Origin of the sequence: Brevibacterium sp. 'Marine' (genome assembly GCF_012844365.1) — a bacterium.
Classification (GTDB): domain Bacteria; phylum Actinomycetota; class Actinomycetes; order Actinomycetales; family Brevibacteriaceae; genus Brevibacterium.
The window spans coordinates 3,115,216-3,141,615 of sequence record NZ_CP051626.1 but is presented as its reverse complement, the minus strand read 5'-3'; the positions used below and the strand labels follow the sequence as shown (position 1 = coordinate 3,141,615).

The 26,400-nt window shown below is 65.5% G+C and carries 23 protein-coding genes and 1 riboswitch; of the genes, 18 read left to right on the top strand and 5 right to left on the bottom strand.

The genetic code is table 11. From position 1 onward, the window contains the following. Positions 1-23 precede the first annotated feature (23 nt). Positions 24-1,190 (top strand): low temperature requirement protein A, encoded by a 1,167-nt coding sequence (locus HF684_RS14100; RefSeq protein WP_211168002.1) that lies wholly within the window; start codon positions 24-26, stop codon positions 1,188-1,190. Between the two features lie 66 nt (positions 1,191-1,256). Here HF684_RS14100 and HF684_RS14095 read toward each other — a convergent pair whose 3' ends face one another. Beyond that, positions 1,257-2,774, bottom strand: coding sequence for an AMP-binding protein (locus HF684_RS14095; protein ID WP_169252971.1), 1,518 nt, complete (start codon positions 2,772-2,774; stop codon positions 1,257-1,259). Between the two features lie 92 nt (positions 2,775-2,866). On the opposite strand from HF684_RS14095, the gene HF684_RS14090 reads away from it, so the two are divergent. Further along, the gene (locus HF684_RS14090; protein WP_169252970.1) at positions 2,867-3,469 is read left to right on the top strand and encodes a TetR/AcrR family transcriptional regulator; all 603 of its coding nucleotides are present in this window, start codon (positions 2,867-2,869) and stop codon (positions 3,467-3,469) included. Next, the gene (locus HF684_RS14085) at positions 3,466-5,196 is read left to right on the top strand and encodes an acyl-CoA dehydrogenase family protein (RefSeq protein WP_169252969.1); all 1,731 of its coding nucleotides are present in this window, start codon (positions 3,466-3,468) and stop codon (positions 5,194-5,196) included. Before HF684_RS14090 ends, HF684_RS14085 begins: the two co-directional genes overlap by 4 nt. A gap of 144 nt (positions 5,197-5,340) precedes the next feature. Here the strand turns inward: HF684_RS14085 and HF684_RS14080 are convergent, their stop codons facing one another. Beyond that, positions 5,341-5,793, bottom strand: a complete 453-nt coding sequence (locus tag HF684_RS14080) for a hypothetical protein (RefSeq protein ID WP_169252968.1) — start codon at positions 5,791-5,793, stop codon at positions 5,341-5,343. 211 nt (positions 5,794-6,004) lie between these two features. Between HF684_RS14080 and HF684_RS14075 the strand changes: the two genes are divergently transcribed. The 11 genes from HF684_RS14075 to HF684_RS14025 all read left to right on the top strand — a co-directional run bounded on the left by HF684_RS14075 (position 6,005) and on the right by HF684_RS14025 (position 21,097). Beyond that, the gene (locus HF684_RS14075; RefSeq protein WP_169252967.1) at positions 6,005-7,075 is read left to right on the top strand and encodes a pseudouridine synthase; all 1,071 of its coding nucleotides are present in this window, start codon (positions 6,005-6,007) and stop codon (positions 7,073-7,075) included. Between the two features lie 69 nt (positions 7,076-7,144). Continuing rightward, positions 7,145-7,807, top strand: a complete 663-nt coding sequence (locus HF684_RS14070; RefSeq protein WP_169252966.1) for a GntR family transcriptional regulator — start codon at positions 7,145-7,147, stop codon at positions 7,805-7,807. A gap of 203 nt (positions 7,808-8,010) precedes the next feature. Next, positions 8,011-9,537: an IMP dehydrogenase gene (guaB, locus tag HF684_RS14065; protein ID WP_169252965.1), complete on the top strand. Its 1,527-nt coding sequence runs from the start codon at positions 8,011-8,013 to the stop codon at positions 9,535-9,537. 450 nt (positions 9,538-9,987) lie between these two features. After that, the gene (locus tag HF684_RS14060) at positions 9,988-11,592 is read left to right on the top strand and encodes a pyridoxal-dependent decarboxylase (RefSeq protein WP_348981390.1); all 1,605 of its coding nucleotides are present in this window, start codon (positions 9,988-9,990) and stop codon (positions 11,590-11,592) included. Continuing rightward, entirely contained in the window at positions 11,589-13,058 is a 1,470-nt protein-coding gene (locus HF684_RS14055; protein WP_169252964.1) for a SidA/IucD/PvdA family monooxygenase, read from the top strand. Before HF684_RS14060 ends, HF684_RS14055 begins: the two co-directional genes overlap by 4 nt. After that, positions 13,055-15,721: a GNAT family N-acetyltransferase gene (locus HF684_RS14050; RefSeq protein ID WP_169252963.1), complete on the top strand. Its 2,667-nt coding sequence runs from the start codon at positions 13,055-13,057 to the stop codon at positions 15,719-15,721. Before HF684_RS14055 ends, HF684_RS14050 begins: the two co-directional genes overlap by 4 nt. A 255-nt stretch (positions 15,722-15,976) precedes the next feature. Next, on the top strand, positions 15,977-16,324 hold the full coding sequence (locus HF684_RS14045) for a TfoX/Sxy family protein (RefSeq protein ID WP_169252962.1): 348 nt from the start codon (positions 15,977-15,979) through the stop codon (positions 16,322-16,324). Positions 16,325-16,645: 321 nt separating this feature from the next. Then, entirely contained in the window at positions 16,646-17,743 is a 1,098-nt protein-coding gene (locus HF684_RS14040) for a LacI family DNA-binding transcriptional regulator (RefSeq protein WP_169252961.1), read from the top strand. Between the two features lie 92 nt (positions 17,744-17,835). Continuing rightward, the gene (locus tag HF684_RS14035) at positions 17,836-18,930 is read left to right on the top strand and encodes a substrate-binding domain-containing protein (protein WP_169252960.1); all 1,095 of its coding nucleotides are present in this window, start codon (positions 17,836-17,838) and stop codon (positions 18,928-18,930) included. A 134-nt stretch (positions 18,931-19,064) separates the two neighbouring features. Beyond that, positions 19,065-19,889: an ATP-binding cassette domain-containing protein gene (locus HF684_RS14030; protein ID WP_169252959.1), complete on the top strand. Its 825-nt coding sequence runs from the start codon at positions 19,065-19,067 to the stop codon at positions 19,887-19,889. Then, entirely contained in the window at positions 19,886-21,097 is a 1,212-nt protein-coding gene (locus HF684_RS14025; protein WP_169252958.1) for an ABC transporter permease, read from the top strand. The genes HF684_RS14030 and HF684_RS14025 overlap by 4 nt, the downstream gene beginning before the upstream one ends. 185 nt (positions 21,098-21,282) lie before the next feature. Here HF684_RS14025 and HF684_RS18835 read toward each other — a convergent pair whose 3' ends face one another. Both HF684_RS18835 and HF684_RS14015 read right to left on the bottom strand, forming a co-directional pair. Next, positions 21,283-21,510 carry an SRPBCC domain-containing protein gene (locus tag HF684_RS18835; protein WP_282433939.1) on the bottom strand — a complete coding sequence of 76 codons (228 nt, stop codon included), beginning with the start codon at positions 21,508-21,510 and terminating at the stop codon, positions 21,283-21,285. Positions 21,511-21,549: 39 nt separating this feature from the next. After that, positions 21,550-21,792, bottom strand: coding sequence for a hypothetical protein (locus tag HF684_RS14015; RefSeq protein ID WP_169252957.1), 243 nt, complete (start codon positions 21,790-21,792; stop codon positions 21,550-21,552). 114 nt (positions 21,793-21,906) lie between these two features. Here HF684_RS14015 and HF684_RS14010 point away from each other — a divergent pair, with 114 nt between their 5' ends. Beyond that, positions 21,907-22,371 (top strand): helix-turn-helix domain-containing protein, encoded by a 465-nt coding sequence (locus HF684_RS14010; protein WP_169252956.1) that lies wholly within the window; start codon positions 21,907-21,909, stop codon positions 22,369-22,371. A 33-nt stretch (positions 22,372-22,404) separates the two neighbouring features. Here the strand turns inward: HF684_RS14010 and HF684_RS14005 are convergent, their stop codons facing one another. Next, complete coding sequence (locus tag HF684_RS14005) at positions 22,405-23,298, bottom strand: DUF3800 domain-containing protein (protein ID WP_169252955.1); 894 nt, start codon at positions 23,296-23,298, stop codon at positions 22,405-22,407. A gap of 260 nt (positions 23,299-23,558) precedes the next feature. Beyond that, a riboswitch (TPP riboswitch) is annotated at positions 23,559-23,692 on the top strand. On the opposite strand from HF684_RS14005, the gene HF684_RS14000 reads away from it, so the two are divergent. The 3 genes from HF684_RS14000 to thiD all read left to right on the top strand — a co-directional run bounded on the left by HF684_RS14000 (position 23,680) and on the right by thiD (position 26,320). Next, a complete protein-coding gene (locus HF684_RS14000; protein WP_169252954.1) occupies positions 23,680-24,609 on the top strand; it encodes a hydroxyethylthiazole kinase in 930 nt (309 codons plus the stop codon). (Overlaps the previous riboswitch by 13 nt.) Next, a complete protein-coding gene (gene thiE, locus HF684_RS13995) occupies positions 24,606-25,394 on the top strand; it encodes a thiamine phosphate synthase (protein ID WP_169252953.1) in 789 nt (262 codons plus the stop codon). The genes HF684_RS14000 and thiE overlap by 4 nt, the downstream gene beginning before the upstream one ends. After that, complete coding sequence (gene thiD, locus HF684_RS13990) at positions 25,391-26,320, top strand: bifunctional hydroxymethylpyrimidine kinase/phosphomethylpyrimidine kinase (RefSeq protein ID WP_169252952.1); 930 nt, start codon at positions 25,391-25,393, stop codon at positions 26,318-26,320. The genes thiE and thiD overlap by 4 nt, the downstream gene beginning before the upstream one ends. Positions 26,321-26,400 lie beyond the last annotated feature (80 nt).

Genomic DNA, 26,400 nt, shown 5'->3' with positions numbered 1-26,400 from the left:
GACATGCGCAGAAGGCCCCGATCATGACCGCTCAGACCCGTTTTCGTCTCGTGCCGATGACGCCCCGCGACCCGTCGGAGGAAGGTCGTACCGCCTCGACGTTGGAGCTGTTCTTCGACCTCGTGTTCGTTGTCGCGGTGAGCACCGCCGCCGTGTCACTGCACCACGCCCTCACCGAGGGCCATACGGTCGACGGGATCGTCAACTACGCCATCGTGTTCTTCGGGATCTGGTGGGCCTGGATGAACTTCACCTGGTTCGCCACCTCTTTCGACGTCGACGACTGGCTGTACCGAGTGCTCACCATCGCGCAGATGGGCGGAGTGCTGGTGCTTGCCTCCGGCATCGGACCCGCCTTTGAGGACCACGACTTCTCCGTACTGATCTACGCCTACGTCGTCATGCGCCTCGCGCTCGTGGCCCAATGGCTGCGTGCCTCCCGTTCGGCGGGCGCGGCACGCCGTGCCACCCTCATCTACGCGGGCGGGATCGCTGTCGTGCAGGTCCTGTGGCTCGCCTCCCTGATGCTGCCTGGCTCGATGTTCACCTTCGCGCTCGTCGTGCTCATCGTCGCAGAGCTCGCCGTGCCGATCGTCGCCGAACGCACGGGGACCACTCCCTGGCATCCTCATCACATCACCGAGCGGTATGGTCTGTTCACTCTGATCGTGCTCGGAGAGAGCCTGCTCGGCTCCGCCAATGCGATCATCGAGGCACTCCACGACACCGAGGAGCTCGGTTCGCTCATCTGGGTCGCCGTCCTCGTGCTCATCGCGACCGCAGCCCTGTGGTGGATCTACTTCTGGCCGCCCCATCATCGCGTGATCGGCAGCTTGTCCCGGTCGCTGGCCTATGGCTACGGGCACTACTTCATCTTCGCGGCCGCCGGTGCGTTCTCCGCCGGCATCGAAGTGGAGATCGATGTCCTCACCGGACACAGCGAACTGCACCAGCCGTGGGCATCATTCGCCTACACGGTCCCGCTCGCTGTCTTCGTCTTCGGCATCTGGCTGCTCGCGATCCGGCGGCACGCGGATCCCATCGTCAACACCGTCGTGCCGGCGGCCGGCGTCGTGGTGCTCTTGGACCCGCTCCTGCCGGTGCCGTTCGCCCTGACTGCCGTCATTCTGACAGGCGTCGTCGCCGTCCTCGTCTGGCGACGGCCGCGCGAAGTCTCCGCTGCCGACTGACAACCAGCTGATTCCCCTGCCGACAGCCGGACTGCGGCTGTCAATGCAGACACAGACGGACGTGCCTCAGCCGGCGGCCACCTGACTGCGCAGCCTGTGCTTGAGCAGTTTGCCCGACGGGTTGCGCGGCAGCTCGTCGATGGTGAAGATCTCGCGCGGGAGCTTGTAGCGCGCGAGCTTATCGGAGAGGAAGTCGCGCAGCTCATCGACGGAGAAGTCCTCGCCATCGGTGGTCGTGATGAAGGCGACGACCTGCTCGCCCCACTGCGGATCCGGCTTCGCCACGACAGCGACATCGGCGACCCGGTCGTGAGCGATGATGGCCTCCTCGACCTCGAGGGAGAACACGTTCTCACCGCCGACGATGATGACGTCTTTCGATCGATCGACGATGAAGAGATACCCGTCCTCGTCGAGCCGGGCGAGATCACCGGTCTTGTACCACTCACCCTCGAAGGCCGCCTCGGTGGCTTGGGGATTGCCGAGGTATTCGCGCATCCGGGTGTCACCGGCGAACCAGATCTCGCCGGTCTGACCGGGGCCCGCCTCGGCGCCGTCGGCCGTGACCACGCGCATGGCGTTGCCGACCATGGCGTGCCGGCCGACGGATCCCGCCTTGCTCAGCTGATCCTCGGGCCCGAGAAGGCAGCCGGTCGGACCCATCTCGGACATGCCGAAGAGGTTGTAGAACTGGTTCGTCCCGTAGGCCTCGATGAGCATGGCCGCCGTCGCGCGGTCGATCGGAGCGCCGCCGTAGTTCCACCGGCGAATGGACGAGAAGTCGTAGTCGGCGAAATCGAAGCCGAGCTTCTTCGCGGTCATGATCGGCGCGACATAGGCGACAGTGGGTCCGAAGAACGTCGTGATCTGCTCCGCTGCGATGATCTGCATCGACTCCACCGGGTGATACGCCCGCTGGAGGACGACGGTCCCACCCATCTGGATCGTCGGGATGAGGGCGATATTCAGCGGAGCCGAATGCCAGATCGGCATGCAGATGAGGTACCGGTCGTCGCTGCGGTAGCCCATATTGAGGTTGATGAGCGTGCCGACCTGGAAGATGTTGCGATGCGAATGCACGCAGCCCTTCGGTGAGCTCGTCGTGCCCGAGGTGTAGAGGATCTGCGCGACCTGTTCATCGGTGAAGTCGCCGGGTTCGGCCTCTGCGGCGGCATCGAGCTGCACGTCGAAGCTGCCCGGGGTGTTGGGTTCGGTCTCCAGCCAGGTGATGTCCGGTGCTCCGGCCCGCGCGATCTCGGCGAGTTCGGTGCTGACGATGCCGAGCCTCGCTCCCGAGTGCTCGATCGTGTATTCGACCTCCGGAGTTTGGAACTTGTGGTTGACCGGCACGACAGTCGCGCCGAGGTACCACGCACCGAAGGCGGCGAAGACGAACCCCGGGACATTGAAGGTCATGATGGCCACGACATCGCCGGAGCCGACGCCGTTGTCGGCGAGCACCTGGGCTGCCTTGAGTGCCCGGTGCCGCAGCTCGGTGTAGGTGAGGCGCTGATCCTCGAAGACCAGAGCCTCCTTGTCCGGGTGCCGCAGAACGGTGGTGTCGAGCATGGTTCCGAGCTTCATTGCTTCTCCCTGTGACGAGTGCCATACTGAAAACAATTGAACCACGATTCATTTCTTTGGGGAAGTGAGCCCTTCGACGATCCGAGGTGAGGATGGCGTACCGCGCAACCCAGCGCACTCGGGCCAACGCCGAGGCACGCCGGGCCGAGATCGAACGTGCCGCTCGACATGTCATCGCTCGCGGAGGATTCGCCTCGGCGAGCGTGGCCGCGGTCGCCGCCGAAGCTGCCTGCAGCGCCGGATCGATCTACACGTATTTCAGCAACCGTGATGAGCTGCTGCGGCTGGTCTTCGACCAGGCCGCCGGCCACGAACTCGACGTCATCGCCGGCACCGTCGACGAAGCATCCACTGCCGCCGAGGTCGCGGAATCGACCGTCGAAGTCTTCGTCCGCCGAGCCGTGGCCGGGCGCAGGCTCGCCCACGCGCTGCTGCTTGAAGAGGTCCCCGAACCCGTGCAGAGCGAACGGCTGCGGCTGCGCCGAGGATACGTCGCCGTCATCGGGGAAGCCCTTGGCCGGGTGGGCGGTACGACGATCCCCGCCGAGGTGGTTGCTCGGTCGATCGTCGGAAGCGTGGGAGAGAACCTCGTCGACATCCTCGATCCGGCCACCCCGAATCCGAGCTCCGCAGAGATCGAGACCCTCATCAAGGCACTGACCACGTTCACCCGATCCGCATTAGGAGAACCATGACCGCGACGCCCGACACCGCGTCAACGAAAGCGAACCCTGAAGTCGCGCGCTCCGCAGAACCTGCGGCGGAACCCACCACCCCGCGGACGACGCATACGGTGTTCAACCAGGCGCCGCCTCGGCGAGATATCAACGAATTCACGCTGAACACGGCCCTGAAGGATGCGCTCGCCCACTATGCGCCGGATGCCGCGCATGACGAGCTCGACCGCATCGGAGCGCTCGTCGGCAGCGCCGACTTCATCAATGACGCGCGCCTGGCCAACGTCCACGGGCCGGTGCTGCGCACCCACGACGACTGGGGCAACCGCGTCGACGAGATCGAGTTCCACCCGGCCTACCATCGGATCATCGGCGATGCGCTCGATGCGGAAGCCCACTCCTACGCCTGGACGCACCCCGGGCCGGGGGCGAACGTCGAACGAGCCGTGCGGTTCATGCTCTTCTCCCAGATCGAACCCGGCCACGCCTGCCCGGTGTCGATGACGCACGCGGTCGTGCCGTCCCTGCGCGCCGACTCCGCGCTCGCCGATTTCTGGGTCCCGCGCGCCACCGCTGCCGACTTTGATCCGCGGCGGATCGACCCGGCGGCGAAGACCGCAGTGACCTTCGGCATGGCGATGACGGAGAAGCAGGGCGGATCGGACATCCGCGCAAACACCACCTACGCGGTTCCGTCCGGAGACCACTACCTCCTCACCGGCCACAAATGGTTCTGTTCGGCTCCGCAGTCCGACGCCTTCCTCGTCATCGCCCAACTCGATGAGGGACCGAGCTGCTTCGTCGTGCCCCGAGTGCTGTCCGGCGGTGACCTCAATTCGGTGCGGATCCAGCGGCTCAAGGACAAGCTCGGGAACAGATCCAATGCCTCCTCGGAAGTCGAGTTCGACGCCACGCACGGGTGGCTGCTGGGTGAGCCGGGCAGGGGAGTGCGCACGATCATCGAGATGGTCGCCCAGACCCGGCTCGACTGCGTCCTCGGTTCGGCCGCGGGGATGCGCCAAAGTGTGGCCGAGGCGGCCTGGCACGCCCGCGGGCGTGCGGCCTTCGGCACCACGCTCATCGACCAGCCGCTCATGCGCGCGGTCATCGCCGACCTCGAGCTCGAAACCGAAGCGGCCACCTACACGGCACTGCACCTGGCGGCCGCCTATGACGACGACAGCGCCGAGGCGGCCGACTTCCGGCGTCTGGCCACGGCCGTCGGGAAATACTGGATCTGCAAACGCGGTCCAGAACACGCGTACGAAGCACTCGAGTGCCTCGGCGGCAACGGCTACACCGAAGCGTTCCCACTGGCCCGCCGCTACCGGGAGCAGCCGGTGATGGCGGTGTGGGAAGGCTCCGGAAACGTCATCGTCCTCGACGTGCTGCGTGCCTTGGCCCGTGAGCCGCGAAGTGCCAAGTCGTTCCTCGGCTTCCTCGAGACCGGCTTGGGCAAGCACGCGGACTTCGATGCAGCCTACGAATCGTTGGCGCGGTCGCTGCAGTCAGCGGTGCAGGATCTGGATTCCGGGGATGCGGCGGCGCAGGCGGCCCTGCAGGGGCGAGGCCGAGTTCTCGTGGAGAAGATGGCGCTGCTCATGCAGGCGGCGATCCTCTTCGAATCCGCGCCAGCTGAAGTGGCATCGAGTTTTGCGGCGGCCCGCCTCGGTGCCGATCGAGGCCGCGAATACGGTGCCCTGCCCGACGGCGTCGACATCGACTTCCTCGTCGAGCGGGCGTGAGCGGGATGCCCTGTCGCTGAAAGCACAGTGTGAGTTGAACAGCCCATGTTTGAAACTGGGCTATTCAACTCAAACTGTGCCGCGACGCGGGGCCTCCGGCGCGCAGCCGAGTGCGGTGGGGGCAGGGTGCAGCGGGGCGGTTGCTCAGTCGCGGCGGTGAGCGGAGACGCAGCGGCGGCGGTCGATGCGCATGACCCTTCCGCGGTTGCGCAGGCGACGCTGAACGCAGTCCGGCGGTCCGTCGAAATCCGGTCGCGGAGTGCGGGTGACGACGGCAGGTTTGTGCTCGAAGGCGAATGAATCGGCCTCCCACTCCGGGGCGCGTCGCGCGCCGAACTCAGAGGTTTCGATGAATGACCGGAACTCCGCGACCAGGCGCTCCTGCATGTCATAGAGGCTCTCATCATTGCCGGGGTAGTCGAGGAGGACTTCAACGGCCTCCCCGGCGACGACGATCCGCGCGAAGAGCCGACGCTCATCGTCGGAATCGCGGAGCATCGCGATGCTGTCCCACTCGTGATCGGCGAACATCGCGAGAACGATCGGAGTGACGACCTTCTCGCAGAGGACATCCTGCGTGAGTTCGATGCGGTCCATGTGTCCCACCATAGGTGCTCAGTCGGCGGGAATTCGAAGGCGTCTCGGAGTTTTGCGGAAACCGCGGCCGATCTGCGGTATCCGGCAGATTTCGTGCGGTTCCGCGCCAGTGCTTCCACGCCAGAGCTTCCGCGACCGTGCCTCCGCGACCGTGCCGATGGTGGCGCCGCATCGACTGGGGACGATGGTGGCACCGCATAGACTTGGCCCCATGCCCCGCAGTCCGCTCCCGCCTCGAGAGGGAATCTCGGCGACCGCTCTGCGCGCTCCCGGTGGCAAGGCCACCCACGCGAAGAACCACCTGCCCGTTCCCGACTCGATCGGGGACTGGCTGGAGACCGAATTCCCCGAGGCGGCCCCCGAGTCCCGACAGGCGCTGCTGACCGATGGGGACATGTGCGACGAGGCGGGGCGCACGGTGACCTGGGACGATCCGGTCATTCCCGGCGGGTTCTACTTCTTCCACCGTCCGGTCCCACCCGAAGAGCGGATCCCCTTCGACGTCGGGATCGTGTTCGAGGACGAGGACCTGATCGTCGTCGACAAACCTCATTTCCTCGCCAGCACCCCGAACGGATGCTTCGTGCGCGAATGCGTCGTCACCCGGCTGCGTGTCGATCTCGACCAGCCCGACCTCGTCGCCATCCACCGCCTCGACCGGATCACCGCCGGTCTGCTGGTCCTGTCGAAACGGCCCGAGACGCGCGGCCGCTACCAGCGTCTGTTCCAAGACCGCAGGGTCCACAAGACCTACCGAGCCCTGGCGTCGGCGCCACCGGCAGACATGGAGTTTCCTGTCATCCGCGAATCACGTTTGGTCAAACCGGTCGGCGGACGCCAAGTGCTCGAAGTCGCAGGGGAGCCGAACGCGGTCAGTCGGATCCGCCTCGTGCGCACCATCGGAGCACGGGGACTCAGCCCCAGTAGGACTCGAGTGGATACGGATGGCGCTGGGCCGCCTCGGCGAGGGGGAGGTGACCATGCACCGTCCGAATGGGCGGGAGACGGAGACGAAGGGCCGCCTCGGGGAGGGGTTGCCGAGTACGAACTTGCGCCGGTCACGGGCAAGACGCACCAGTTGCGGGTGCACATGAACGCGCTCGGGCTGCCCATCCTCGGTGATCCGGTCTATCCGGTCGATCTTGCCCCGGATCCGTACGACTTCTCGTCGCCGCTGCAGCTGTTGGCCGCGGAGATCGCATTCGACGATCCGCTGACGGGGTGCCCGCGCCATTTCAGCTCGCGTCTGAGCCTCGACCCGGGTGCCGTCGCTGCGTCCTGAGCGGTCGACTCAGGCAGAGTCGGCGGCGAAGTTCGCCCACGGCCGGCGGGGACACGGTAGCCTGGTGGTATGAGTCCACATTCCCCCGGCTGCACGTCAGAGGCGATCGTCGCCCTTGTCCGCACCCGCATCACCGACGGTGAATACCCGGCGGGAAGTCCGGTCCGCGATGGTGCCTTGGCCAAGGAGTTCAACGTTTCGCGCAACACCGCCCGCGAATCGCTGAGCCTGCTGCGCCACGCCGGGCTGCTCACCCAGGAACCCAACCGGGGCTTCTTCGTCTCCACCTTCGGCATCGACGAGCTCAAGGACCTCTACCGTGCCCGCCGGGTCTTCGAGATCCGCGCCGTCCAGGAATCGCAGGACGCCACCGACGAGGCGATGGCCGCCGTCGAAGCCTCCGTGGTCCGGGCCGAAACCGCACCGAAGAACGAAACCTGGGCCGATGCGCAGGAACACTCGGCATCGTTCCACCGCGCGATCGTCGGCCTCCTCGGTTCACCACTTCTCGACGAGTTCTACCTCAACCTCATGGCTCGGCTGTCGACGACGTTCTCGCGCTCGCCCGAACCCGGCAAATACCACTCGCACTGGGCGAACCCGCACCGGGACATCCTCGAGAAGATGAAATCCGGGGACCGGCAGGGCGCCGAAGGACTGCTGCGCATCCACCTCGACGACTCCGAAGCATCGACCCTCGACCTTGCACGGTCCGTGGGGGAGGGGCGGTAGATCTTCGGTGAGGATGGGGCGGCGGCCACCCGCTTCGGTGAGGGATTGACGATGAGCCGCCTCGGTGAAGGATTCCCGCACGAATCCGACAGCTTTCCCCGTGTAGTCAGTCTCACAGTGCTCGGTACTTGAACCCATAGCGGTCGACTGTCGCGCTCCGATAGCATTGAGCCACCGTATCTTCGCGTCGAAAGGCTGTCTTCATGGGAATCCCTGAGCAGGAATCACAGGCCGCAAACGATCCGTTCTCGCTGACGGGACTCACGTATGACGATGTCCTCCTCCTGCCAGGCGACACCGATGTCATCCCTTCCGAAGCCTCCACGGCCTCCCGGCTGACCAAGGAGATCGAGCTCAACATTCCGCTCGTCTCCGCGGCGATGGACACCGTGACCGAATCCCGGATGGCGATCGCCATGGCCCGCATCGGCGGCCTGGGCATCATCCACCGCAACCTCTCCGCCGAGGATCAGGCGAACCAGGTCGATTACGTCAAGCGCTCCGAATCGGGCATGATCAACGACCCGCTGACGATCACCGCTGACAAGACGCTGGAAGAGCTCGACGAGATCTGCGGCAAGTACCGCATCTCCGGACTGCCCGTCGTCGATGAGAACAATGTGCTCGTGGGCATCGTGACCAACCGCGACCTGCGCTTCGTCACCCGCAGCGAGTTCCCCACGCGCACCGTTGCCGAGACCATGACGAAGATGCCGCTGGTCACTGCCCCCGTCGGCGTGGCCGCCGAGAAGGCCTTCGAGCTGCTTGCCGAACACAAAGTCGAGAAGCTGCCCCTCGTCGATGACAACAACGTCATCCAGGGCCTCATCACCGTCAAGGACTTCGTCAAGACCGAGGAATACCCGCTGGCCACCAAGGACGACGAGGGGCGCCTGCGAGTCGGTGCCGCCGTCGGATTCTACGGCGACGCCTACGAACGTGCAGGACTGCTCGCCGAGGCGGGAGCCGACGTCCTCGTCGTCGACACCGCCAATGGTCACGCCCGCGGAGTCACCGACATGATCAAGAAGGTCAAGTCCGATCCGGCGTTCTCCGCCGTGCAGATCATCGGCGGAAACGTTGCCACGAAGGAAGGCGCACAGGCGCTCGTCGAGGCCGGAGTCGACGCCGTCAAGGTCGGCGTGGGACCCGGATCGATCTGCACCACCCGCGTCGTCGCAGGTGTCGGCGTCCCGCAGGTCACCGCCGTCCACCTCGCCGCTCAGGCCGCCCGAGCCGCCGGCGTCCCGGTCATCGCCGACGGCGGACTCCAGTACTCCGGTGACATCGGCAAGGCGCTGGTCGCCGGTGCCGACACCGTCATGCTCGGCTCCCTGCTGGCCGGATGCAACGAGTCGCCGGGCGAACTCATCTTCGTCAACGGCAAGCAGTACAAGGCCTACCGAGGCATGGGCTCGCTGGGCGCGATGGCTCCGCGCAAGGGCAAGTCGTATTCGAAGGACCGCTACTTCCAGGCCGATATCGCCACCGACACCGACCTCATCCCCGAGGGCATCGAAGGTCGCGTCGCCTATCGCGGTCACCTCAAGCAGGTCGCCCACCAGCTCACCGGAGGTCTGCGCCAGACGATGTTCTACGTCGGCGCCCGCACCGTCGACGAGCTCAAGGCCAAGGGCAAATTCGTCCGTCTGACCACGGCTGGGCTGAAGGAAAGCCACCCGCACGATATCCAGATGACCGTTGAGGCCCCGAACTACGTCGTGAAGTGAGGTAGTGAGGTCCCCCGAAGGAGGGGTCTCTGGTCGATGAGAAGCCGCAGCTTCCGCGTTCGCGCGGAGGCTGCGGCTTACTTCATGAGGGGACTCGGGCGGTGAATCTCCCGAGTTCCGGACGATCTGTGCGGAATTTTGCCTCGGGGCCCCGCACGAAGTGTCCTGAACTCGTCAGCTGGATCCGCCTGGAACGTCTCACGATGTTGGACAACACACCTCAATGTGACGAAGGCCACTCAGCGCTTTTCGGCCCGATGCACCCGTAGTGCGAACAGCCTCCTTGCCGCATGAAACCTGGGCGCGGGCACCGCCTTGCCCGACGGATGCGCGACGCCCGTAGTCGTCGGGCCGGCGAACAGACTCTTCGCCAATGCAGAAAGTTAGGGTAGGTTTCCCTAATGCGAGCCGCGCTTCGCGGTGCGCATCATCGAAGGAGGAAACCTCACAGTGACGACTTCTCTGCTCTACGACACCGAAGCGACACCCACCTCAGCACCCCTTCAGACCCCCGAAATCCCCCACACCGATGCCCTCCTCGGCGCCCACAGCGCAGACGAGTACACATCGCTCATGCACGACGTCGTCGACATCCTCGGCGAACGTTTCCGCACCATCGAGCGGGCCGCCTCGGCGAAGGATCGCTCCGGACTCCAGGTCGCAGTCGATGCCGTCGACCTCGACACCGCAGGCGTCGGCAACGCCGAAGCCCTGCGCGAAGTCGACGCCCTCTACGCCGACAATGCCGTGTGGTTCCACCACCCCAGCTACGTCGCCCACCTCAACTGCCCGGTCGCCGTCCCCGCCGTCGCCGCCGAAGCGATGCTCGCCGCCATCAACACCTCGGTCGACACCTACGACCAATCCGAGGTCGCCACCCTCATGGAACGCCGGCTCATCGAGTGGACCTGCGGCCACCTCGGCTTCGCCGGCGGCGACGGAATCTTCACCTCCGGAGGCACCCAGTCGAACCTCCAGGCGCTGTTTCTTGCCCGCGAAAACGTCCTCGGCGAGGTGGCAGGACACGATGAGACCGAACCTCGCCGAGGCGGCCCTGGCCTGGGCGCGCCCACCCGTCGTGACCTGCTGTCCCGGCTGCGGATCCTCGCGACCGACCAGGCCCACTTCTCCGTGTCGCGCGCGGCATTCCTCCTCGGCCTCGACGCCGAGGCGGTCGTGACCGTCCCGACCGACCAGTCCGGCCGAATGGACGCCGAAGCGCTCAACGCCAGCCTCCTCGCGATCGAGGCGAACGACCAGATCCCCATGGCCGTCGTCGCCACCGCCGGAACCACCGACCGCGGTGTCATCGACCCGCTCGAGACCATCGCCGGGGTCTGCGAATCAGCGAACGTGTGGCTGCACGTCGACGCCGCATACGGCGGCGGACTGCTCTGGGCCCCGGCTCGCGCCCACCTGCTCGACGGGATCTCCGGGGCCACCTCGGTGACCATCGACTTCCATAAGACGTTCTTCCAGCCGGTGTCCTCCTCGGCCCTGCTCATCAGGGACGCGAGCCTGTTCGCGCCGACGATCCACCACCACGACTACCTCAACCCCGAAGCCGAAGCGCACGAAGCCGACGCCGAACCGAACCAGGTCGACAAGTCCCTGCAGACCACCCGCCGCTTCGACGCGCTCAAGCTCTGGACGACGCTGCGCGCCCGTGGGGCAGGCGAGATCGGATCGATGCTCGACACAGTCTGCGACCTCGCGGCCGACGTCCGGGAGCTGCTCGAGGCCCAGGCGGACTTCGAGGTGCTCGGCGCCTCGGACCTGTCCACGGTGCTGTTCCGCTTCACCCCGGCGACCGCGGACCCGGCCACCTGCGACGAACTCGTCCCGCTCATCCGCCGAGTCCTCTTCCGCTCCGGCCGCGCCGCCATCGCCCGCACCGTCATCGACGGAACGCCGTGGCTCAAACTCACCCTGCTCAACCCCGACACCAGCATCGATGACGTCACCGCCGTGCTCGACCTCGTCCGTGCCACCGGGCACGGCATTCTCGCTGGCCGGGATCTCGAGGACGCCGCAACCGAAGGAGGCGCAGCATGAGCGCAGATTCCACGCCCATCCACGACATCCTCGGCGTCGGCATCGGTCCCTTCGGACTCGGCCTGGCCGCACTGTCGGAACCGCTCGACGACGTCGACGCGATCTTCGTCGACCAGCGCCCCGAATTCCGCTGGCACCCGGGCATGATGATCGAAGGCTCAACCATCCAGGTGCCGTTCCTCGCCGACCTCGTCACCATGGCCGACCCCACCTCCCCGTACTCGTTCCTCAACTTCCTCAAGGAGCGCCGGCGGCTCTACCCGTTCTACATCCGCGAATCCTTCTACCCCCTGCGCGCCGAATTCGACGAATACTGCCGGTGGGTTTCCGCCCAGTTGGATTCGCTGCGATGGAACCGTCGCGTCGTGTCCGTGACCAGGGAGGACGGTGTGTACACCGCCCTCGCCGAGGTGGCCGACGACTCCGGTTCGATCGTGGGCACCGAGACCTACCGCGCACGGCATCTCGTGCTCGGCGTGGGAACGCAGCCCGTACTGCCGCCTGCGCTGCAGGGGCTCGAGGGCGATGCCGGCGCTGGTGCGTCCGGCACGGGCCCGGACGGTGCCGTCAACTCGCCCGCTGCCGGCCCGGACAGCGCCGCCAACTCGCCCGCTGCCGGCCCGCTCATCCACACCGCCGACTACCTCGAGAACCGGGACGCGCTGCTCGACTCCGGGGCGATCACGATCGTCGGCAGCGGCCAGTCCGCCGCCGAGATCTACCGTGACCTCATCGACGACGCCGAAGACCGAGGCGTACGCCTCGACTGGGTGACCCGGTCGCCGCGGTTCTTCCCGATGGAGTACACGAAGCTCACCCTTGAGATGACCTCCCCGGAGTACACCGACCACTTCCGGGCGCTGCCCGATGAGCTGCGCGAACGCGTCGGCCGGGAACAGCGCACGCTGTACAAGGGCATCTCCGCCGACCTCGTCGACGACATCCACGACACTCTCTACCGACTCAGCCGCGGCGGGCGAGAACTGCTGACAAACCTCATCTCCGAAGCCGAACTCGTCACCGCCGACATCGATCAGATCAGCGGCGAATACCTGCTCGACTTCCGCAACACGGCACTGGGAAAGACCTTCACCAGGCGGTCCGGATCGGTTATCGCGGCCACCGGATACAAATCCCAGGTCCCGGACTTCCTCAGCCCTCTCGGTGACGACATCCGTCTGGACTCCCGAGGCCGCCTCGACGTCAGCCGCCACTACACGATCAACGACGAAGGAACCATCCACGTCGTGGGCGGCGAAGAGCACACCCACGGCGTGACCGCCCCCGACCTCGGCTTCGGCCCGTGGCGGGCCTCGGTGGTGCTGGCCGCAGTGACCGGCCGGGAACCCTATCCGATCGAACGGGCCATCGCCTTCCAGACCTTCGGGGTGCCGGCCGACGAATCCGATGCCGTCCCCGATGCCGCCTTCGCACTCGAGAACTCCAAGGAGATGTCGCACGTATGACCACCGAACTCATCACCAGCCTGACCACCACCGAGGCGGACGAAACCGACCCGACCGTTTCTGCGGTTGGTGCGAACGCCACTTGTACGCGCACGGACCGCAGTTCGGACGTGAAGCTCACGGCCGCCTCGGCGACGGTGACCATCCGTCCTCTCGACGTCGACCGGGACACCGCCCGGATCCACGAGTGGCTGGCCCATCCGCGCGCCCACTACTGGATGATGACCGACCTCGACGAGAACGAGGTCCGGACCTACTTGGATGGCATTCGCGACTCCACGGATGACGCCGGTTGGGTCGGCTCCGTCGACGGCATAGACTGCTTCTACGTCGAGACCTACACCCCTGGCAGCCTCATCCCACAGAATGTCCTGGCCACGGGACCTGCGGACATCGGGATGCACCTGCTCGTCGCCCCTCCGGCAGGACCCGCCGTACACGGCCTCACCGACCGCATCATGGCCGAGGTCATCGACTTCTGCCTGAAGCCGGTTGACCAGGGAGGACGCGGCGCCGAGCGCGTCGTCGTCGAACCCGATGCCAGGAACGACGCGATCATCGAGAAGAACCGCGCCGCCGGGTTCACCCCCATCACCGAGGCGACCATCATGATGGGCGAGATCGAGAAACTGGCGCTCGTCAGTGTGTGCACCCGCGCGGGCTTCGAGGCCAGCGCGCTGGCGCCGTTCGTCGGAGCCGGAGTCCGAGAGTCGCGCGCGGCTGAGACCGGGGAACCGGACAGTGACCAGAGGTCCACCAAACCGCGTACGGGTCGGCCGTTCGCAGCCCCGCCGGCTCCGTATGCCCATCTCAACGGCGATGCGTTCGCCGCCGTGCAGCGCCACCTCGTCGCCAAAGCCCTGTCCGAATTCGCCCACGAACGACTCATCGCACCGGTGAGCGTCGGTGAGGGGAGGGGAGTCGTCGTGAACGGCAGTGCACATGCGGATGGGAGTTCGGACCTGGGGGACCGACCATCCACGACTGGGGGAGCCGCCTCGGCGAATGGCGAAGGCGAGACCTGGGAGCTGAGCATCGACGGGGCCAGCCGATACACATTCACCGCGCGTGTGCTGCCGCTCGAGCACTGGGTGATCGACGAAGCCAGCATCACCCGGTGGCGCGACGGATCCGAGGTTCCGCTCGACGCACAGGAACTCGTCGTCGAACTCCAGGACGAACTCGCCATCCCCGAGGGCCTCATCTCCACCTACCTCGAGGAACTCGCGTCGACCCTGGCCGGGGCCGCGTTCAAACTCGAGGACGCTCGGGCCGGGCGCAGGCCCGATGCACGGGCACTCGTCGACGCGGATTTCCAGACCACCGAGGCGGCCATGACCGAGGGCCACCCGGGGTTCCTTGCGAACAACGGTCGCATCGGCTTCGGTCTCAGCGACTTCCGGACGTGGGCACCGGAGAACGGACAGCTCAACCGCATCGAATGGGTGGCAGTGAGGCGCGAACTCAGCCATCTGTCTTTGGGAGTCGGACTCGCTGAGGAGGGCCACCTCGGTGAGGTGCTCAGCGAGGCCGAACGGGATCTCTTCGGTACCCGGATCCGGGCGGCAGGGCAGGATCCTGCTGACTTCCATCTCATGCCGATCCACCCCTGGCAGGCCGACCACCGCCTGGCGATCACCTTCGCTGCGGACATTGCCCGCGGCGATCTGCTGCCGCTCGGGGAGGGACTCGATAAGCACCAGGCGCAGCAGTCCCTGCGCACATTCTTCAACCATTCGCGGACCGGAGCTCCATATGTGAAGGTCGCGCTCGCCGTGCAGAACATGGGATTCCTGCGCGGGCTGTCGCCGAAGTACATGCGCGACACCCCGGCCATCAACGACTGGGTCACTGGCTTGGTGGGATCCGACCCCACCTTCGCCGAGGCGGGATTCCGAGTGCTGCGGGAGCGTGCCGCACTCGGCTACACGGGGGATGTCTACCACCGGACGAAGGAGACGAATCCGCACCGGAAGATGCTCGCCGCCCTGTGGCGGGAGAACCCCGTTTCGCGTATCGAACCAGGTCAGAAGCTCATCACCATGGCCGCTCTGCTGCACCGGGACCATCATGGAGTGTCGCTGGCGGGTGAGCTCATCAGCGCATCCGGTCTGAGTGCCGGGGCGTGGCTGCGCAGCTACCTGCGGGCCTACCTGAAACCGCTCGTCCATGCGCTGCTCGCGCACGATCTCGTATTCATGCCGCACGGGGAGAACCTCATCCTCGTCCTCGACGAGCATGTGGTGACCGGGGCATTCATGAAGGACATCGGTGAGGAAGTCGCCGTGCTCGGCCACCGCGAACTGCCCGCCGATGTCGAACGCATCCGCGCCGTGGTGTCGGGAGAGGAGAAGGCACTGTCCGTCTTCACCGACATGTTCGACGGGGTCCTGCGGCACCTCTCCGGCATCCTCGACGCCGATGGACTGCTGCCGGCCGACAGGTTCTGGGCGATCGTCGCCGAGGTGCTTGATGAGTACGAGGCCGAACACCCGGATGCGGCCCGCGGTGTCAGCGGAGACGTCGATCTGCGTGCCGAACGTTTCGCCCATTCGTGCCTCAACCGACTGCAGCTGAAGAACACGAAGCAGATGGTCGACATCGGCAACCAAGCAGAATCACTGCTCTACGCGGGCACGATGCCCAATCCCGTGGCTCGCTGAGGCGGCCTGACAGCCACCTCGCCGACCGCTCACCTCGGCGCCGACTGCTCGCCACATAACTTGATACAGCGACGGCAACTCGAGCGGTCGGTGATATGACGGCGAGCTGAAGTGCGCGCTCGCAGCTGAGCTGAGCGGTCGGTGAACCGACGAACAACCTCGCCGAGGCGGGACTCCAGAGAGATCCCGCCTCGGCGAGTACCATTCACAGTGAAAGCGACCTTGACTGCACCGCTGACCAGAGAAGAGCATGCGATGACACCCGAGCAGACTTCACTCGTCGAACGAATCCGTGCGCTCATTGCCGGAGGGCCCGTGGTCCGAGAGGTCTCGATGTTCGGCGGCCGCGCGGTCATGGTCAACGAGAAGATGATCGTCAGTGCTGGTAAGACGGGCGATCTGCTGGTGCGAGTCGATGCCGCTCGGCACGACGAGCTCCTCAAGCGACCGGATGCGGCCCAAGCCGAGATGGGAACCGGGCGAAACATGGGGCCGGGATGGATCAACGTAAGCGCAGAGTCTGTCCGTGATGACGAACAGCTGGCATTCTGGATCGAGACCGCCATGGACTTCAACCGGGCAGTGACGAGCCGGCCGGACTGATCCCGGGGACCGTTGACGCGGCCGCTATCTGCCGACCGCTCACCTTAGCGACACTGCAGCGAGCTATGCGGCGCGCGGTCGGCGCTGACTTGAGCGGTCGATGCGATGCGACCGAGCCGATGCGCGCGGTCGGCGCGGACTTGAGCGGTGGGTGAGGCGCCGAAGTCCGAACGCCGCACTCGCCGAGGTGGGGCTTCGCAACGGAGCCCCACCTCGGCGAGTGCGTTCATCCTTCACCTCAGCGGTTAGTATCATTCCAACGGTTGCCTGCGCGTCGCTGCGCAGAGTCACGAATCGGTCCTCAGACTCAAAGGTGCGCACATGGCGAAGCAGAACGATCGGCCGACCCTGGCCACGGTCGCTGCCCGCGCAGGTGTGAGCATCAAGACGGCCTCCCGCGTCCTCAACGGCGAAAAGCACGTTGCCGCCTCGACCGCAGAGAAGGTCGAAGCCGCCGCAGAAGAACTCGGATTCCGACTCAATTCCACGGCCCGGCGCTTGCGTGCCGGAGGCCGCTCACCGTATATCGGCGTGGTCCTCTCCGATGCCGGGGACGCCTTCCAGGCCCGTGCCTTCGCCGCCGTGGAAGCCGAACTCGCAGCCGTCGACCTGCGCCCCGTGGTGACCGTGGTCGGTGACGATCCCGACCGGGAGGAAGCCTTCCTCGACGAATGCCTCGCCAACGATCTGACCGGGATCATCGTCATCCGCGCCCACCCCGAGGCGGCCGAGACCTACGCGCGAGCCGCCTCGGCGCCGGGCACCAGAATCGTCTCCCTCGACCCTGCGGTCGACAGTCCCGGCATCAGCATCGTCGCAGGTGATGACCGTGAAGCGGGACGCCTCGCGGCCGAGCAGCTGCTCGCTCACGGACACATGGCACTCGGCGTCATCGGAGATCAATCGCCCAGCCTCATCACCACCCGCCGCCTGCAGGGAATCCAGGATGCCGTCGCCGGCCGTCGCGGTGTCGGCTGGCGCGCCTATATGCGCGAAGACGCCCACGACGAAGCCAGCGCAAAGAACGTCGTCGCCGCCTGGCTCGGCTCCCGCAGCGCCCCCGGCGCCCTCATCACCCTCTCGGCCACGCTCACGCAGGGCGCCATCGATGCCTGTCGCCGCCTCGGGGAATGGCCGGCCCTGGTGGGCATCGACGATTTCCCCACGGCCGAACTCCTCGACGTCACCGTCGTCGATCGCAACGTCGAATCCATTGCCGCCGAGGCGGTCCGCAGGCTCCGGGCCGGTGCGGAACCTAGCGGTGCCGGGGCAGGCGGGGGCCGCCTCGGTGAGGGAAATGGCCCGATCGCGGCGGAGGCGATGGGGCGTGGGCGTGTCGACGACAACGTGCCCGATTTCGACAATGCACTGTGCATCATCGCTCGTGGCAGCGGTGAAGAACCGCCGGACACCCGCTGAAAACTTTTGTCGAAACAGTTGACAGCAGGCGGCGTTCAGCGAATCATATTCAACAGCCTGACAACGTTGTCAGATTGATTGAAAGGTTCACAATGAGGCACAACCTTAAGTCCCACAAGAAGCTGGCGCTCTTCGGTGCCTCGGTCGCGATCGGTGCTCTTGCGCTCAGCGGCTGCGGCAACCAGAAGGGCCAGGGAAACGACGAGGCGGACAGCGGATCCGGCGGCGACGGGGACGTCACGATCGCCCTGCTGCTGCCCGAGTCGAAGACCACTCGCTACGAGTCGCTCGACAAACCGAACTTCGAGAAGTACCTCAAAGAGGCCAACCCCGATGCGAAGGTGAAGTACAGCAACGCCAACCAGGACGCGACTCAGCAGCAGCAACAGGTCGAAGCGGCTGTGACCGAAGGCGTCGACGCCATCGTCCTCGATCCCGTCGACGCTTCGGCAGTCTCCTCCGCACTGTCGAAGGCCGAAGCGAAGAAGATCCCGGTCATCTCCTACGACCGCTTCTTCGAAGGCGCCGCGTACTACACCTCGTTCGACAACAAGAAGATCGGCAACCTGCAGGGCCAAGCCGTCCTCGACGGGCTCAAAGACGCCGGCGTCGATCCGAAGTCGGGCCCGGTTTGGATGGTCAACGGAGACCCGAAGGACCCGAACGCCGCGGACTTCAAGGCCGGTGCCGAAGAGACCCTCAAAGGCGCGGGTGTCGACATCGCCGCCAGCCACGACACTCTCGACTGGAACCCGGACGACGCCCGACAATGGGTCGAAGGCCAGCTGCAGGGCGGCGATGAGAAGCCGATCGCGATCTATGCGGCCAACGACGGTACTGCCGGCGGCGTCATCGCTGCAACGAAGAAGGCCAAGGTCGAAACCGTCGTCACCGGTCAGGATGCCGAGGTCGACGGTCTGCAGAACATCCTCAAAGGCGACCAGTTCGCCACGATCTACAAGTCGATCCCACCGCAGGCCGAGTTCGCCGCCAAGGCCGCTGTGGCTCTGGCTGCGGGAGAGGACGTCGATGCGGGAACGACCTACAAGGACACTCCGACGGACTTCGTCGAGGCCAAGGTCGTGACCAAGGACAACATCAAGGACATCGTCGGCGACCAGATCAAGGCCGAGGACATCTGTTCGGGAAGCGTAGAGAAGCTCTGCGAAGACGCCGGAGTCAAGTGAGTCGGTCGTGCAGCTGAGTCTGCGCTGCGACACGGCAGACGTGACATGACCGTCCCTGCTGCCGGCACCCGATGAAGTGCCGGCAGCAGGGGCAACCCAAAGTCGGGCCGCCCGACCGAAACAAGTAGGAACAGATGACACCAGAGACACCTGAACCGGCATCCGCAGCGACGCGGACGCCGGGCAGCGACAGCGAGCCGGTGCTCGAACTGCGCGGAATCAACAAACGATTCGGGGCCGTGCAGGCCCTGACCGACATCAACCTCGCCGTCGGCCGCGGCGAAGTCGTCGGCCTCGTCGGCGACAACGGCGCCGGCAAGTCGACGCTGATCAAGGTCATCGCCGGAGTCCACGGTGCTGATGAGGGCGAACTCATCATGAACGGGGCGGCGCAGAGGTTCTCGTCTCCGAAGGATGCACAGAGGGCCGGAGTGGCCACCGTGTTCCAAGACTTGGCTCTGTGCGAGAACCTCGACGTCGTGGCCAACCTGTTCCTCGGACATGAGAAGACCCGCGGCGGCGTGCTCGACGAGGTGTCCATGGAAGCCAAATCCTGGGAGCTGCTGCACAGCCTGTCGGCGAAGATCCCGAGCGTGAGAGTGCCGATCGCGGCACTGTCCGGAGGCCAACGTCAGACGGTCGCCATCGCTCGCTCGCTGCTGGGCGAACCCTCCCTGGTCATGCTCGACGAACCGACCGCAGCCCTCGGCGTCGCCCAGACCGCCGAGGTGCTCAACCTCATCGAACGCCTCAAGGAACGTGACCTCGGAGTGCTGCTCGTCAGCCACAATATGGCCGATGTGCAAGCAGTGTGCGACCGGATTCATGTCCTGCGACTGGGCAAGGACGCTGGTGACTTCCCCGGTGATGAGCGCACAGACGTCCTCGTCGCAGCGATCACCGGAGCCAGCGACAACGTCGTGACCAAACGCGCGACACGGAGGGGTGAGCGCCGATGACCCGCAATTCCTTCATCACCGATGAGCGCATCTCTCATGAGGGCTTCGTCGGCACTTTCGTCCGACGGGTGCGCGAGGGGCAGCTCGGGTCACTTCCGGTCATCCTCGCGCTCGTCGTCATCGTCATCGTCTTCCAGTCGGCGAACAGCAGCTTCCTGTCACCGGCAAACCTCGTCAACTTATCGTCGACGGTCGCCTACATCGCGATCCTCGCCCTGGGAATCAACCTCATCCTGCTCCTCGGCGAGATCGACCTCTCGCTCGCCCAGCTGGGTGGTCTGGCGGCCTCGCTGCTCGGTGTCCTCGTCGTCAGGCAAGGTGTGCCGCCTGCGCTGGCGCTCATCATCATGCTGTTGCTCGGCCTCGTCGTCGGTGCGATCCAAGGCTGGTTCTTCGCCGTCATCGGCATTCCGGCATTCGTCGTGACACTGGCCGGTCTGCTCGCTTTCACCGGATTGACTCTGACGACCCTGGGCACACAGAAGAACCTGTCGATGTCCGACACCTTCGCCTTCGACTTCGCGAACTTCTACTTCCCGGCGATCTGGGCGTATGTATTCGGTGCCATCGCGATCATCGGCTTCGGTGCCGGAATCATCTACTCCAAGCTGCGCCGTCATCACGTGGGCCTCGACGCCCCGAGCTGGGCAGCTGTGATCGTGCGCATCGCTCTGCTCACGGTGGTCGTATTCGGATTCCTCATCCTCGTCAATCAGGACTTCGGTCTGGCGATGCCCTTCTTCCTCATGATGGTCATCGCGATCATCATCGACCTCGTGCTGCGCAAGACCCGCTACGGCCGATCGATCTACGCCGTCGGCGGCAAGGTCGAGGCGGCGCGTCGTTCTGGTATCAGGGTGACTTGGGTGCGGATCAGCGTCTTCATGGCGGCCGGGGTGCTGGCCGCGCTGTTCGGCTTCATCAAGGCCGGTGTGACAACGAACGCCGGTTCGACTCTCGTGCCGACGCAGGACCTGCTCAATGCGATCGCCTCGGCTGTCATCGGCGGCACCTCGCTCTTCGGCGGTCGCGGAACCGCATGGGCGGCGGTGCTCGGTGCGCTGGTCGTCGGTGCGATCAACAATGGTCTCTACCTCATCGGCTTCAACTCCGATGCGCAGCAGATCATCACCGCGCTCGTCCTGCTGGCAGCCGTTGTCATCGATGCGCTCAGCCGCCGCGGCCAGAGGTACGTCGGGCGGGGGTAGCAGGGCGAGTCGGCGGCACAGGGGCGTCCGCTCAGCGCTGAGCGCTCAAGTTGTCGTCGACCGCTCGGTTCCGCAAGAGCTCCCTCTGCCGACCGCTCGCCTGAGCGTCGAGCGCGCAATGCACAGCTTGATACAGCGACGTTAAGTCGAGCGGTCGGTGCTGACGAGATACGAGGTTCTGAAAGTCACGGCTCGGTGATCAGTTCGGCCTCGATCGCCGGAGTGATCGGGTTGCCCACTCCCGTCGTGATGAGCTGGTGCAGGCTGTCGTGGGCGTGGCGTGTCCATCCTCGAGCGCATCCGTCATAGCAGGCCAGCGCCGGGGTCAAGCCCACATGGGTGAATGTCAGCCGAGTGCCTGACCCCGTGGGCTCGATGTCGAAGCGGACGGTCGTCCCGGCCCACTCATCGATCTCGTCGGGTGAGGTTCCGAACTGGTTGTCCAGGATTCTCTAGACGACCCGTTCCGAGGGAACCAGCTCGATGATCTCGGCGCGGGTGGTGTGGATCTGCGGCACCGTGTAGACGAATTCGCCGAGGCGGTCGGTCGCCCCGTCGATGCGCTGCGACCACCAGCCGCGCACATTCGTCACCGCATCGAAGACTGCGTGTGGTGATTGCGTGACCTCATAGCTGAAGGTGAAGTCCGATGTTGATTCGGTGTCGGGAAGAGCAGTGGGATTGTGTGCAGACATTGTCAGGCTCCTTTGCCGTTGTTTGTCGTTCTCTCAACTTGCGTCATGCAAGTCGATGGATCGATCATCCCACCTATGCTTTCGTCATGCAAGTGAATAGGTAGACTCTCTTCTATGTTGGGCAGAACGTATGACGATGAAGTGTGTTCGATCGCGCGGACCTTGGAGATCGTAGGCGAACGCTGGAGCCTGCTGATCATCAGAAACGCGCTCTTCGCCGGGGTCACTCGCTTCGGCGACTTCCAGAAGCGATTGGGAGTGGCGACCAACATCCTCACCAAGCGGCTCGACGGCTTCGTCGATGCCGGAGTCATGACTCGGCAGCCGAATCCATCCGGAGTCGAGTACGTGCTCACCGACAAGGGACATGATCTCAAAGGCGTGCTCATTGCGTTCACCGACTGGGGAGATCGCTGGGAAGCGCCGAACGGGAGGCCGATCATCTACCGACACGACGACTGTGAAGGCGAAGTGCACAGCTCGATTCGCTGTGACTCCTGTGGTCAGCAGCCTGACATCGTCACCGTCTCCAAAGGGCCGGGAATGCCCGACGAGAAATGGGCGCATCGGCAGAAGTAGGGCATCACAGCGGAGTGCGGAGCTGAACTTGGACTATTTTCGTTTGACAGTAGCGTGCTTGACCTTTTGCAGTTTCGCGAGATCTTCTGGACTCATAGGCCCGGTGTGCAATCCATCCAGGTAAGGCCTCTCGGCTTTGAATACGTCGAAGTTGTTCAGATCGCCCAGCGAACTCTGCCAGAGGCGAAGCTTGGATTCGTATGTGATGCGATGGTGCATGTGGCTGCCGAGAGCCTGAGGTACCCAGTCGTACTTTGATTCGCGTTCGAGTTGGTAGTCGATGGCTCGGCTGACAGATGCTGCTATCCAATCGGCAAACTGAATATTGGAGCTGAGAGCACTGTCGATGTGCATGGGCGGCTCAATGGCAGCATTCATTTCCCTGAATTCTTGGGCACGCGAGAATATGTGTGCGTATATCGTCGCTACTCTTGCAGCCCGTTGCTTCTCATTGATCTGGTCCATCAGCATCAGTAGATTCTCGCCGCAATTGTCCGCGTGACGACAGAGACGATTGACCGACTCTCGCATAGCTGAAGCTTCGCGTTGCTCATCGGAGAGTCGCACCTGCTTCCTGGTGCCGACCTCCTTCTGTTCGGCATAGAAGAAGACGCGTCCGCTCAGTTCTGCGAGCCTGTTGATCAGTCCGCGAAAGACACGGATCTGCTCACCGTAACTTCGCCAAGCGTCTGGGGTGAAGATATCTGAGCCCTTTCGCTCCCAGCGGCCCGGGTTCTCCACGCCCCGAAGCTCGCTGGCAAAGACGCGTCGCTTCTCTGCTGTGAAGATCTGACCGAACCTCCGAGCCGAGCTTTCGGGAATGACGAAGCCTGCATAGCCGAAGACGGGATTAGTGTTGAATCTCGGGTGGTCTTTGGCGACGTAAGGGCCGGGTTCACCGATCTCATCGATATAGGCGAGCAGCATGGGCAAACTCTACCCAGCGGCTCTGACACGAGGCCCAACGCAAAAACCCACGTCTGAGACGTGGGCTTGCGACTTGGCGCTCTAGGAGGTGAACTCCTTGCTACCACCTCAATAATCTCACAGCACCGAGGTCCGCGCAATCAGTCTTGCACGGAGACTCAACGGCCAGCATGGCGCACAACGTGGATCGGCGCTCATTCCCCGGCTTGACCTTGTGACTGTGGAAGTCGCCCGTGTCCGGACAGGCTGATACAGTCGAAGCCAATGACATGGGGTGCCTCATGAGGATCCGTTCGCACCGAGACGCTGCGCACGGAGGACACCGAGGCTGAGAGAACACCCATCGAACCTGATCTGGGCCATACTAGCGAAGGGATCGTCATGGTTGACTTCGACCTGCGTTCTGCGAATGCGCGACTGCGCGCAAGCAATCCACTCATCCAGTGCATCACGAACACCGTCGTGCAGCAGTTCAGCGCGAACGTGCTCCTGGCTGTCGGCGCCTCCCCGGCGATGCTCGACCACGAAGCCGACGCCGGACAGTTCGCCGGAATCGCCGGCGGAGTTCTCGTCAACTTCGGCACCGCCTCGAACCATCAGCTGCTCGCCGCCGATGCCGCCATCGACGTCGCCAACGCCGCCGGCAAACCCTGGGTCCTCGACCCCGTGAGCGTCGGTGCCGTCGACTTCCGCACCTCCCGCATCCGCCGCGCCGCCGCCGATCACCCAACCGCCATCCGCGGCAATGCCTCCGAGATCGCAGCACTCGCCGGAGTCGGACTCGGCGGTCGTGGAGTGGACTCCACCGACGAAGTCGACGCCGTCCTTCCCGCCGCCGCAAAGCTGGCCCGAGAAACCGGTGCCATCGTCGCCGTCTCCGGACCCACCGATGCCGTCGTCGCCCATATCGACGGCGCCGACCACGTCGCCCGCGTCTCCGGCGGACATGAGTTCATGCCGCTCGTCATCGGCACCGGGTGCTCACTCGGCGCCGTCACCGTCGCTTACCTGGCTTCCGCCCGGGCAGGCCTCGCCGACTCTGACGGCGATGCCTCGGCCGTCAACGCAAGTGAGCGCACCACCGACGGTGGGGCCGCCTCGGCGAGGTTCGAAGCCGTCATCGCCGCCCATGCACACTTCGCGGTCGCCGGCGAACTCGCGGCCGACGGCGCAAAGGGGCCGGGAAGCTACTCGGTGAACTTCCTCGACGCACTCCACGCCGTCGACGGCGACCGACTCGCAGAGGCGAGAATCAGCCTCGACACGCTCACCTCTGTCAGCGATACGGCCGGCGAAGGCGTCCAGGCATGACCGCCGGATCCGCCCACATCGCTGACAACCCGAACGGCGCTGCCGTGACCGACCGCGCCGCCGTGACCGACCGCGCCGCCGTGACCGACCGCGCCGGTGCGACCGACCGCTTCGCCGGAATCGACACGCGCCTCTACCTCGTCACCGACTCCGCGCAATGCGAAGCCGCCGGCCGCAGCGTCGCCGAGACCGTGCAGGCCGCCGTCGACGGGGGAGTGGGCATCGTCCAGGTCCGCGACAAAGACATCGACGATGCAGCCTTCTACTCGCTCACCCGCCAGGTCATCGCCGCAGTCGACGCCGCCACCCGCGACACCGACCGCACGGTCCCCGTCGTCCTCAACGACCGAGTCGAGGTGGCCCGCCGCCTCATCGACGAAGGCGAGACCGTGCACATCCACGTCGGCCAAACTGACACCACCGTCGCCGAGGTGCGCGCCGCCCTGGGTGCGGCACCGCTCATCGGTCTCTCGGCCGCGGACAGCGACGAATTCGCCGCCGCCCGCAACTCCGGAGTCGTCGATCTCGTCGGCATCGGACCGGTCTATGACACCTCCACGAAAGCCGACGCCCCCGACGGCATCGGACCGGAGCGCCTCGGGGAGTTGGCGGCAGAAGCCGGCCTCCCCGCCGTCGCCATCGGCGGCATCACCGCCGACCGTGCCCCCGACCTGCACGGACGTGGACTGATCGGAATCTGTGTGGTCTCGGCGATCTGCCTGGCCGACGATCCGAAGGCGGCGGCCGAAGAGCTGCTCGCCGCTTTCACCGGGAGCGACCAGTGACGACCCGCCCGCCGATCACCTTGTCCATCGCCGGCACCGACCCCTCCGGCGGCGCCGGAATCCACGCCGACCTCAAGACCTTCACCGCGCGGAAGACCACGGGCACGACCGTCATCACCGCCCTCGTCGCGCAGAACACGCACGGGGTGTCGCGCGTCTATCCGGTCGACGTCGATTTCGTCGCCGACCAGTTCGACTCCGTGCTCGGCGACCTGCCCGTCGATGCGACGAAATCGGGGATGCTCGGCAGCCGTGACCTCGTCGAACTCGTCGTCGCCCGCGCCGCCGAAGGCCGGCTCGGCTTCTTCACCGTCGACCCGGTGATGATCGCGACCTCCGGCCACCGCCTCCTCGAGACCGATGCCGTCGACGCCGTGCGCACCCACCTGCTGCCCGTCGCCGACCTCATCACCCCCAACCTCCCCGAGGCGGCCCTGCTCATCAGCGATGACGAACCCGAAGCGCGGACGACCGAAGCCATGCGTGACCAGGCCGGACGCCTGCTCGAGCGGGGGCCCGGAGCGGTCCTGCTCAAGGGTGGACACGGCAGCGATGACGAGGTCATCGACATCCTCGCCACGGCCGACGGTCAGGTCCGTGAGTTCACCCATCCTCGCGTGACGACGATGAACACGCACGGAACCGGGTGCACTCTCTCGGCCGCGATCACCGCCGAGGTGGCCGTCCTCGGCCGCGAACGCGCAGCTACCGCCGGGGGACCTGCCGATCCGGTGGCCCCGACCGGGAAAGATCGGTCACGCGCGGCGATCGGGTCCGACCTCCTCGGCGAGGCTGTCGGCCATGCCCTCGATTTTCTCGCTCGCGCCCTGAACTCGGCTGCGGACTGGCAGCTGAGCCTGGATCCGGAGGGCGCTCACGGACCCGTCGATCACCAGGTCGACATCGTCCGCGGTCGACCCGCCTGACCAGCCCCGACCCGCCGAATCGCCACGTCTGACGAACACCCCGGCACACGCACCACCATGTCAATCGAAACACCCCGGCA